This is a genomic window from Azospira restricta (assembly GCF_016858125.1).
Taxonomy (GTDB): domain Bacteria; phylum Pseudomonadota; class Gammaproteobacteria; order Burkholderiales; family Rhodocyclaceae; genus Proximibacter; species Proximibacter restrictus.
Window position 1 is genome coordinate 2481095 of record NZ_CP064781.1, and the last position, 10063, is coordinate 2491157.

Genomic DNA, 10063 nt, shown 5'->3' on the forward strand with positions numbered 1-10063 from the left:
GTGAACGATAACAGAAGCGGAATTTTTCTTCTGCTGCGGTACAGATGCTGTTTTTCTGTGGCTGTTTCGCATTGCTCGCGCTCCGTACGATATTTCCGTCTCCCGCAGCGGGCGGGAGGGTCGATACAGGAGGTTCGCGATGGCTGCAGGACAGGAAGTTCCCCCGTTGGCGCTGGCGCTCGTCGCCGGGCAGGTGCAGCGCGTGCTGGTCGAGCCCGGCTCGACGCTCGTTGTGGCGCAGGGCGGCGTGCGCGTGCATTTCCCGTTCGCCTGGCTGGCCGAGCACACGCTGGCGAGGTCGCTGACGCTGGCGGCCGAGGAAGTGCATGAGTTGGCAGCGGGCGGCTGGATCGAGCTGGAAGCGACCGAGGCCGCCGCCGTCGTCCTGCTGCCGCCCGCTGCCAGCGGCCTGTGGACGAAGCTGGGCGCGGTGCTGGCGGCGCTGCGGGACGACCTGCGGCCGGCAGGAGGGCGCCATGGACATTGCTGACATTCCGTTCGGCATTACCGACTGGTCGGCGGTCGCGGCGACCGAACACCGCGGCGAATCCGGATTCGCGCGCTGGCGGACGCGCCGCTTCGGCAGCATCCGGGTGCGTGTGGTCGAGTATTCCGCCGGCTACGTCGCCGACCACTGGTGCGTGAAGGGGCACATCCTCTACTGCCTGCACGGCGAGTTGCTGACGGAATTGCAGGACGGGCGGCGCTTCACGCTGCGGCCGGGGATGAGCTATCAGGTGGCCGACGGCGCCGAGGCACACCGTTCGTCGGCACCCGCCGGCGCCACCCTGTTCATCGTCGATTAGCCGACGGCACCGCGAAAATCGGGGAAAAGCCAGAGAAATCTGTTGCTTGGCGGGTCTCGCCGCCGCTATAATCCTGCCCTTCGCTCGCCAAGCGAAAATTGTGATCAACCACTGGCGTCCAGCTCTATCAAACCGGGGCGGCGTCGATTCAAGGAAAGAGAGTTTGACATGGCGATCAATACCGCACAGAAGTCCCAAATCGTTACCGACTACCAGCGCGCCCAGGGCGACACCGGTTCCCCGGAAGTCCAGGTGGCCCTGCTCACCGCCCGCATCAACGACCTGACCGGCCACTTCAAGGAACACGTCAAGGACCACCACTCGCGCCGCGGCCTGCTGCGCATGGTCAGCCGCCGCCGCAAGCTGCTCGACTACCTGAAGCGCACCAACGTCGACGGCTACCGCGCGCTGATCGAGCGCCTCGGCCTGCGCAAGTAATTACCGCAATCAGCACCCCGGAATTCACCGATCCGCAAATGCGATCGGGAACACGCGAGAGCAGCGGCACTGCCCCGGAGGCGGTGCCGCTGTTCTCGCTTTTGCCATGGCCGTCTGCAGACAACGCAGCGGCCGCTGGCGCGTCGACGACAAAGCGTGCCGGAGTCGTGGGTACGCCGCGCCAATAATCAGAAAGAAAGGAAACAATGTTTACCGTTGCCAAGAAAAGCTTCGCCTACGGTGCCCACACGGTCACCCTGGAGACGGGCGAAATCTCCCGCCAGGCCGGCGGGGCGGTCATGGTGTCGATCGACGACACCGTCGTGCTGTGTACCGTGGTCGGTGCCAAGCAGGCCAAGCCGGGCCAGGACTTCTTCCCGCTGACCGTCGACTACATCGAGAAGACCTACGCCGCCGGCAAGATCCCGGGCGGCTTCTTCAAGCGCGAAGGCCGTCCGTCCGAGAAGGAGACGCTGACCTCGCGCCTGATCGACCGTCCGATCCGCCCGCTGTTCCCGGAAGGCTTCTACAACGAAGTCCAGGTCGTCGCCACCGTCATGTCGCTGAACCCGGAAGTGGATCCGGACATCGCCGCGATGATCGGCACCTCGGCCGCGCTGGCGATCTCCGGCATCCCGTTTGACGGCCCGATCGGCGCCGCCCGCGTCGGCTACATCGACGGCCAGTACGTGCTCAACCCGACGCTGTCGCAGCTCAAGACCTCGCAGCTCGACCTCGTCGTCGCCGGTACGCAGGCTGCGGTGCTGATGGTCGAGTCGGAGGCCAAGGAGCTCTCCGAAGACGTCATGCTCGGCGCCGTCGTCTTCGGCCACACCGAGATGCAGAAGGTCATCAACGCGATCAACGAACTGGTCGAGGAAGCCGGCAAGCCCGAGTGGGACTGGCAGGCCCCGGCCAAGGACGAGGCGCTGATCGCCCGCCTGAACGAACTGGTCAAGGCCAAGGTCGAGGAAGCCTACAGCATCACCTCGAAGCAGGCGCGCAGCCAGCGGCTGAAGGAAATCGCCGCCGAAGCCGTCGCCGCGCTGGCGACCGGCGAGGAGGGCGCGCCGGACGCGAACACCGTCGGCGACTACTTCTTCGCGCTCGAAGCCGCCACCGTCCGTGGCCGCATCCTGTCCGGCGAGCCGCGCATCGACGGCCGCGACACGCGCACCGTGCGCCCGATCGCGATCCGCAGCGGCGTGCTGCCGCGCACCCACGGTTCGGCGCTGTTCACCCGCGGCGAGACGCAGGCGCTGGTCGTCGCCACGCTGGGTACCGGCCGTGACGAGCAGATCATCGACGCGCTGGCCGGCGAATACCGCGAGCGCTTCATGCTGCACTACAACATGCCCCCGTACGCCACCGGCGAATGCGGTCGCGTCGGCACGCCGAAGCGTCGCGAGATCGGCCACGGCCGCCTCGCCAAGCGCGCGCTGATCGCCGTGCTGCCGCCGGCCGACGAGTTTTCGTACTCGATGCGCGTCGTCTCGGAAATCACCGAGTCGAACGGCTCGTCGTCGATGGCCTCGGTCTGCGGTGGCTCGCTGGCGCTGATGGACGCGGGCGTGCCGCTGAAGTCGCACGTCGCCGGCATCGCCATGGGCCTGATCAAGGAAGGCAACCGCTTCGCGGTGCTGACCGACATCCTCGGCGACGAGGACCACCTCGGCGACATGGACTTCAAGGTGGCCGGTACCCGCGGCGGCGTCACCGCGCTGCAGATGGACATCAAGATCCAGGGCATCACCAAGGAAATCATGAAGGTCGCGCTGGATCAGGCCAAGGACGCCCGCATGCACATCCTCGGCCAGATGGAAGGCTCGATGTCCGGCGTCGGCGAACTGTCGGCCTACGCGCCGCGCCTGTACGTGATGAAGATCAATCCGGAGAAGATCCGCGACGTGATCGGCAAGGGTGGTGCGGTGATCCGCGCGATCACCGAGGAAACCGGTACGACGATCGACATCCAGGACGACGGCACGATCACCATCGCCTCGACCTCCGGCGAAGCCGCCGATGCCGCCAAGAAGCGCATCAGCGACATCACCGCCGAAGTCGAAGTGGGCAAGATCTATGAAGGCACCGTGCTGAAGCTGCTCGACTTCGGCGCCATCGTCAGCATCATGCCGGGCCGCGATGGCCTGCTGCACATCTCGCAGATCGCCAACGAGCGCGTCGAGAAGGTCTCCGACAAGCTGCAGGAAGGCCAGCAGGTGCGCGTCAAGGTGCTGGAAGCGGACGAGAAGGGTCGCGTCCGTCTGTCGATGAAGGCGGTCGCCGCCGAAGCCGCGGAAGCGCCGCAAGCCTGAGGCCGTTTCCGGGCAACAAAAAAGGACGCCGCGGCGTCCTTTTTTTTTTGTGGCTGCTCCGGCGTGCCGGGGCGGGCGCCGGAGCGACGGGCGATTACTTGGCGACCTGGCGCTCGCGCAGTTCTTCCAGCGTCTTGCAGTCGATGCACAGCGTCGCCGTCGGGCGCGCTTCCAGGCGCTTGATGCCGATCTCGACGCCACACTTGTCGCAGTAGCCGTAGTCGCCCTCGTCGATGCGGCCGAGCGTCTCGTCGATCTTCTTGATCAGCTTGCGCTCGCGGTCGCGGTTCCTGAGCTCGATCGCCATGTCGGTTTCCTGGCTGGCGCGGTCGTTCGGGTCGGCGAAGACCGTGGCCTCGTCCTGCATCGTATGCACCGTGCGATCGATATCCTCCGACAGCTCCTGCTTCAGCGTTTCCAGGATCTTGCGGAAATGCGTGAGCTGCTTGGTGTTCATGTACTCCTCGCCCTTCTTCGGGACGTAGGGCGTGAAATGTTTATGGAGCAGTTCTTCAGCCATTTTTTGGGGATCTTTCGGAGTGCGTCCGTTTTGGAAAAGCTGCTTTAATAGCAGAAATAGAGTGGGGGTGCAAGCCAGCGCCGGGGAAAGAGAAATTCCGATGTTTTGCGATTGACCGGCCCCGCCTCACTCTCTATAATGCGCGCTTCCTCGGGGCGTAGCGCAGCCTGGTAGCGCATCTGCTTTGGGAGCAGAGGGTCGTGAGTTCGAATCCCACCGCCCCGACCAGATTCGTAGCAGTTGTACCTGGCAAGCAGTATCCGAGCAAGACAGCAGTATCGTCTGGAGAGATTTGACCCGCGCCCGTAGCTCAACCGGATAGAGCACCGGCCTTCTAAGCCGGGGGTTGTGAGTTCGAGTCTCGCCGGGCGCGCCAAGACAGCGGCGGCATTAGCTCAGTCGGTAGAGCACTGGATTGTGATTCCAGGTGTCACCGGTTCGATCCCGGTATGTCGCCCCACCATGAAACCCCGCAGCCGCAAGGCTTGCGGGGTTTTTTCTTTCCGTCCTATGCCACCGCCTTCTTGTCGCCTGCGTGAGTTTTGCGTGACTTCGCATTGCTCACGATCAGCGTCAGCGTCGGCGCATCCTCTTGGCTGAAGCATACCCGCTCGGCCGCATCGATCAGTTCCTTGATCTCGGCTGCCGAGTAATGGGTCGTCACCGACCCATTGGTATGGCCCAGCAGCACCTGGCGGGTTTCGAACGCGATGCCGGCGGCGCGCATTCGTCTGCCGTAAGTATGCTTCAGGTCATGCACTCGGACGTACTTGAAACCTTCAGGGGCTTCCTTGCCGATTTCGTCCCGATACCGCTCCGCAGCCCGTTTCCGCCCATTCCTCCATCCGGAGTTGTTCAGCCGGTGCCGCGGTCCTACCTTGCCGCCTTTCAATTTCGGCGACGGAAACACGTAGCAGTCATCTTTTCCGCGCTGCCCGTCGATGACGGATTTAGCCACACTGTTCATGACGATCAGGTGATCCTCTCCGTTCTTCACGCCAGCTGCTTCGCTTCTGCCGCCGAAGTCGGCCGGCACCACAAAGACAGACGTTCCGAGTTCTGGAATTGGAACTTCCCAATCCCATTGCAGCTTGCACGGCTCCTGCTCACGCGCGCCACTGTTTAGCAGAAACAGGGCGATTTTCGCTATTTCGCCATCCATCTCAGACAGCAGTAACTTCTGCTCGGCCCACGACAGCGGGTAGGCCTGTCGTTTGTCGGTCTCCGGCAGCTTGTCGATGATCGGGGCTTCCGCTAACCACGTCTGCCCGTTCTCATCTCGCCACCGGCGCGCCGCTTGTTTCAGAATGCGCGCGACCGTGTCGAGAATGATGTTGATGCTGCGAGCCTTCAGGCCAGTCTTTTTCTTGGCGCCTTTCTCGGCGAGCGCCTTCTTCATGGGCTCGAGCGTTTCGCTGTAGATGCGATCGATGGCGGTCTCCCCGATGAACGGATCGGCCTGCTTGATCGCCAGCACTTCACGCGCGATTCCCCGCTTGTGCGCGTTCTCTTCCACGTACCGCAATGCGGCCTCGCGGAAGGTGCGCTTCTGGCGTTCGCCGAGCAGCGCACCGCGCCGGATTTCGGCCTCCCGGGTGGCTAGGAACGTTTCCGCGAGTTGGCGATTGTTCGATCCAGTGCGTTTGAAAATGCGCTGGCCGAGGACAACTTTGTCGATGATCCACGTTCCGTCTTCCGCCTGGCGGATGCCGGTTGAGCGTCTTGGCATGATTCCTCCTGAGTATCTGTCGATGCACCAGGACGCCCGTTGCGGCGTTTAATTTCCTCCCAGATACGGTCTAGGTCAATCCGGTCGTAGCAGACGGTGCGGTGTCCCCATTTGACCGGGACTAACTTCGGCTTGACGAATTTGTTAAACCGGTTGCGGTCGATTCCAAGGTACGCCGGCGCTTCTTTTGCACGGATTCCGCGAGGTAGCAGGGTTACTTGCTGCAGGAGCGGGGCTCTCAACATTTCAAAATTTCCGCCACAGCGAGGATGGCGTTCGGCGCTCGATTCGTTCGAATTTTGCTTTTTTGTTGCCATCTTTGCTTCGCTGTTGAAAAAATAATCCACGTAGATCAGTCTGCAGAACACCACTACGGCGCGGCTGAGCACCGCGTCGCTTAAGTTTGCTGGACGCCCAGACATTTCGTGTGACGCAATCTCAGGATAGCGACCGAGGGACGCAGATAATGAGAGAAACGCGACATCGGAGGACGCGTTTCGACAATCGTTAATTCCGCTTAGTATTGTTCGGCTCGCATGTGGAGCCTCTTTCTGGCATTGGGGGGCTGCTAATAAGGTGGCATCGCCTTCTGAAAGCCGCCATCAAGATATGTACAGACCCATATGCAAGTGTGCAGCCACATGAATAGTGATCGAAGTACAGAACTACCTTGGACGCTGAAATCACATCCACGCCCTCGTTGATAAACCCGGAAGAGTTACCTCGGGAAACGGGAGGGCGGAATTCGGAGCCCAAAATGCGCCGGCCCAAACATGTCAGTAGCGCCAGTCTGACCTGCCCGGCGATTTTCGGACCAGCTGAAACTTGAGAAGATGGCTTCCTTGAAGAAAGGGAGTCATGAGAAAGAGCCGATTTACGGAAGCGCAGACCGTCGCGATCCTGCGTGAAGCGGACAAGAGTTCGGTTGCCGAAGTAGCGAAGAAACACGGCATCAGCGAACAAACGATCTACAGCTGGCGGCAGCGCTTCGGTTCGATGAATGCCGATGAAGTGAAACGGCTGCGGCAGCTTGAGCAGGAAAATGCCCGGCTGAAGAAGCTGCTGGCCGAACGTGATCTCGAAGTCGAGATCATGAAGGAGATCAACGCAAAAAAATGGTGAGCGCACCCGCCCGGCGCCGGCAGGCAGAGTACGCCAAGGGGCGTGGCCTGTCGGAGCGGAAAGCGTGTGCGCTGACCCGTACGGCGAGATCGGCGCTCCGTTACGAATCACGCATGCAGAAGAAGGACGCACCGGCACTGGCGGCCATGCGCATCCTATCGGCACAGTACCCACGATACGGCTACCGGCGCATTCAGGTCTTTCTCGAACGCCAGGGGCAGCGGATGAGTACTGACCGGGCTTGGCGCCTGTGGCGCAAGGCAGGGTTGCAGGTGCCGCGGAAGCGGCCAAGAAAGCGGATTGCGCTGTCTCGCCCCCGGCCGCAAGCGCCGCTTGCAGCCGGGCAGGTATGGGCTTACGACTTCGTATTCGACGCCTGCGCCAACGGTCAGCAGCTGAAGTGTCTGACAGTCGTCGATGAATACACGCGAGAGAGCCTGGCGATCGATGTCGCCGGTTCGATTCGTTCCGGGAGAGTGATCGAGGTGCTGTCACAACTCATCAGCACGCACGGTGCGCCCAAGATTCTGCGCTCGGACAACGGCCCCGAATTCGTTTCCCGGGCGCTGCTGCGCTGGGCGGCCAACGAGAATCTCGACATGGCACTGATCGACCCCGGCAAGCCGTGGCAGAACGGTATGGCAGAAAGCTTCAACGGCAAGTTCCGGGATGAATGCCTGTCGATGGAGTGGTTCAGGAACCGAACGGAAGCCAAGGTCGTAATCGATCAATGGCGTCAGCATTACAATGAAATCCGTCCGCATTCGAGCCTGGGCAACCAGACTCCGGCGGCATTCAAGAAGCAGTGTCTTTCAACCACCAAACCGGGAGCCATTTTCCAGGAATGAGTGGCCCGAAGAATTCAGGCAGGTCACCCCTGATCCCACCTATAAGCGCAGAGATTCAGCGGCGTCCCGTAATCCATCAGCCAATCCCACCTATATAGGTGGGATTGGACCCCAGATCCCACCTACGAACCATCAACTCGGTCAATTGTCATTTCTGTTCCGCGGAGCCGAAGTCGCATAGCAATCCCACCTATAAGGTGGGATCAGACCCCCGATCCCACCTACAGACAAGCCCGAAATTACCTGTGCGCTGGAGTCGGTAACGCCGCATTTTGTTGCAGCCTCGCCCCACACGTTCAGCGAGCTGTCCCACCTATATAGGTGGGATTGGACCCCTGATCCCACCTGCGAACGAGCCCCAAAAACCTCTCGCCGGGGCCGGTAACACAGAATATGTTTTGCCTTTGCGCTCTCGATCAGCCGTCCCACCTACATAGGTGGGATCAGGGGAGCAATCCCACCTATAGGGCTCAGAGTGCGAGGTGAACAACACCAAACAAGCCAAGGGATACGATTGATGCGCCCGGCTGAATCCGGGCCAGTGACTTGGATGCGCATATCGCTGCGTGAGTAGTTGAAATATCCCAAGAACCTGCCATGAAAGCGGTTGGCCATTGGGAATATGTTAAATAACTGTTCCGACCATGCGGGAGCTCACCAGTTCGTAAATCAAGCTCATTTTGATACATAAATTTGCCAAGATACATTGTTCTTGTAACACAAGCATTTAAGGATTCTCTTATTAATACCAAAGACATATTGACACGTTGTGATACCGTCAGTAGATTCGCCGCTTCCGAATAACAAGAAACAAACAAGACACAAAAATCGCCACAGGAGGAGGTGGGGCACCAAAAGCTACTTTGGCTTTTGGAATGCGCCAGTAGGCTCTGCGCCTATCGTTCGACGAAATCGTTTCGCAACGTTTGTCCTATTCACGGCCCTTCGCCGTGCCTCTTGATTCCTTTGGTCGGGCACATTTGTTTTTGGTGGCCCATTTCTGGGCTGGAGAGCGCCGTCAATTGCCGCCACTCCGATCTGGAAGAAGGGTTATCCCGCTCTGGGAGGGGCCGTGCATCTGTTTCACAAGGTTAAGTTTGCATTCCTGGGTTTGGTAAGGGGTATTTTCCTCACGGCTCTTGGCGGCGCGCAGCTTTGGGCTTCTGCGCATGCGACAGGTTTCGATTGTCTGATCGAGGCGAACCAGCTGATCGAGCTTGCGAGTCCGGTGAGTGGGCTGCTCGAGAAAGTAACCGTCAAGCGCGGCGACATCGTTCGCAAGGGGCAAATTCTGGCCCAGCTGGAATCACGCGCCGAACAGGCATCTACGGAACTCGCGCGTTACAAATCCGAGCAGCTCGGTCCAGTTCGTATGGCAGAAAGCAAGCTCGAATTTTCCAAGCGGAAATTCGTCCGCAGGAAAGACATGGCGGCGGAAAAATTGATGTCTCCGCAGGAAAGAGATGATGCCGAAGCCGAATATTCGCTGGCAGAGGCAGAGCTCGTCGTCGCTAAAGACAACAAACACTTGGCGCGTATCGAATATCAACAGCAAGGAGCGCTGCTGGCGCTGCGAACGATTCGGAGTCCGTTCGATGGGGTTGTGGTCGACCAGCTTGCCTATCCGGGTGAAGTTGTCGAACTCGGCTCATCCAGAAAAGCCATTCTCAAAGTCGCGCAGCTCGATCCACTTCGCGTGCACGTAATCCTGCCGAAAGAAGTATTCGGGAAATTGACGGTCGGTATGTCGGTGGAAGTGACTCCGGAAACGAACGCCAAGGGGCGCTATGCGGCGAAGGTTAGAAGTATCGACAAAGTGATCGATGCGGCGAGTGGCACCTTTGTTGTTTTCCTCGATCTGCCCAATCCCAAGTTGGAGATTCCCGCAGGGATCAAATGCCGGACTGCTCTGACTGGTATTGAATTGCCGGCTTCCATGTCCAGAAATAAATCATCGGTATCCGCGAACCAGTAGGGCCTGAGCGCACAAGGTCCTACTTGATGCACAAAAATTGATGCGTGTTTCAGCTCCAAATATCGACCGCTCGAATTGCAAGCTGCACGGTGTACTCGTGTCGCTTCTCGTGCGTTCTGAGTGATGCCAAAGGAAAACCACAGAGGGCGGTAGCAAATTCGTTTTGCTGCCGACCCTGATTCGGAATCATTGACCAGTTACATCCGGCAGAAATGGGTGCCGGCTAATCTTCAGAAGGGGTTTCAATATGCGCAAGTCTGCCGATAAGAACGACCGCCCAGACCGTCAGAAGAATTTTGGACTTAGCCCC

At 59.9% G+C, this 10063-nt stretch carries 8 protein-coding genes and 3 tRNA genes; 9 read left to right on the forward strand and 2 right to left on the reverse strand.

The features are described from left to right. Positions 1–139 precede the first annotated feature (139 nt). From IWH25_RS12155 to pnp, 4 genes are all read left to right on the forward strand, one after another. Positions 140–490: a hypothetical protein gene (locus IWH25_RS12155; protein ID WP_203386064.1), complete on the forward strand. Its 351-nt coding sequence runs from the start codon at positions 140–142 to the stop codon at positions 488–490. Then, positions 477–806, forward strand: coding sequence for a DHCW motif cupin fold protein (locus IWH25_RS12160; protein ID WP_203386065.1), 330 nt, complete (start codon positions 477–479; stop codon positions 804–806). Before IWH25_RS12155 ends, IWH25_RS12160 begins: the two co-directional genes overlap by 14 nt. Positions 807–974: 168 nt before the next feature. After that, a complete protein-coding gene (gene rpsO, locus IWH25_RS12165) occupies positions 975–1244 on the forward strand; it encodes a 30S ribosomal protein S15 (protein ID WP_203386066.1) in 270 nt (89 codons plus the stop codon). 206 nt (positions 1245–1450) lie between these two features. Next, positions 1451–3559: a polyribonucleotide nucleotidyltransferase gene (gene pnp / locus IWH25_RS12170; RefSeq protein WP_203386067.1), complete on the forward strand. Its 2109-nt coding sequence runs from the start codon at positions 1451–1453 to the stop codon at positions 3557–3559. Positions 3560–3653: 94 nt separating this feature from the next. Here the strand turns inward: pnp and dksA are convergent, their stop codons facing one another. After that, on the reverse strand, positions 3654–4079 hold the full coding sequence (gene dksA / locus IWH25_RS12175; RefSeq protein ID WP_203386068.1) for an RNA polymerase-binding protein DksA: 426 nt from the start codon (positions 4077–4079) through the stop codon (positions 3654–3656). Positions 4080–4230: 151 nt separating this feature from the next. Here dksA and IWH25_RS12180 point away from each other — a divergent pair. The 3 genes from IWH25_RS12180 (at position 4231) to IWH25_RS12190 (ending at position 4539) form a co-directional block, all read left to right on the forward strand. Beyond that, a tRNA-Pro gene (locus IWH25_RS12180) sits at positions 4231–4307 on the forward strand. A gap of 71 nt (positions 4308–4378) precedes the next feature. Then, positions 4379–4455: transfer RNA gene (locus IWH25_RS12185), tRNA-Arg, on the forward strand. 8 nt (positions 4456–4463) lie between these two features. Further along, positions 4464–4539: transfer RNA gene (locus IWH25_RS12190), tRNA-His, on the forward strand. Between the two features lie 48 nt (positions 4540–4587). Here IWH25_RS12190 and IWH25_RS12195 read toward each other — a convergent pair. Then, complete coding sequence (locus tag IWH25_RS12195; RefSeq protein WP_203386069.1) at positions 4588–5808, reverse strand: tyrosine-type recombinase/integrase; 1221 nt, start codon at positions 5806–5808, stop codon at positions 4588–4590. 858 nt (positions 5809–6666) lie between these two features. Between IWH25_RS12195 and IWH25_RS12200 the strand changes: the two genes are divergently transcribed. Together IWH25_RS12200 and IWH25_RS12205 are read left to right on the forward strand one after the other, a co-directional pair. Beyond that, positions 6667–7778, forward strand: a protein-coding gene (locus tag IWH25_RS12200) for an IS3 family transposase (RefSeq protein WP_203386070.1) whose coding sequence is annotated in 2 segments (ribosomal slippage) — positions 6667–6925 and positions 6925–7778 — 1113 coding nt in all. Because the reading frame shifts where the segments join, the coding sequence is not laid out codon by codon here. Between the two features lie 1072 nt (positions 7779–8850). Further along, a complete protein-coding gene (locus tag IWH25_RS12205; protein ID WP_238998886.1) occupies positions 8851–9753 on the forward strand; it encodes an efflux RND transporter periplasmic adaptor subunit in 903 nt (300 codons plus the stop codon). Positions 9754–10063: the final 310 nt, after the last annotated feature.

What these genes read in the sequence shown, in the direction of transcription:
- IWH25_RS12155 (WP_203386064.1), top strand. Translation starts at nt 140, where the DNA reads ATGGCTGCAGGACAGGAAGTTCCCCCGTTGGCGCTGGCGCTCGTCGCC.
- IWH25_RS12160 (WP_203386065.1), top strand. Translation starts at nt 477, where the DNA reads ATGGACATTGCTGACATTCCGTTCGGCATTACCGACTGGTCGGCGGTC.
- rpsO (WP_203386066.1), top strand. Translation starts at nt 975, where the DNA reads ATGGCGATCAATACCGCACAGAAGTCCCAAATCGTTACCGACTACCAG.
- pnp (WP_203386067.1), top strand. Translation starts at nt 1,451, where the DNA reads ATGTTTACCGTTGCCAAGAAAAGCTTCGCCTACGGTGCCCACACGGTC.
- dksA (WP_203386068.1), bottom strand. Translation starts at nt 4,079, where the DNA reads ATGGCTGAAGAACTGCTCCATAAACATTTCACGCCCTACGTCCCGAAG.
- IWH25_RS12195 (WP_203386069.1), bottom strand. Translation starts at nt 5,808, where the DNA reads ATGCCAAGACGCTCAACCGGCATCCGCCAGGCGGAAGACGGAACGTGG.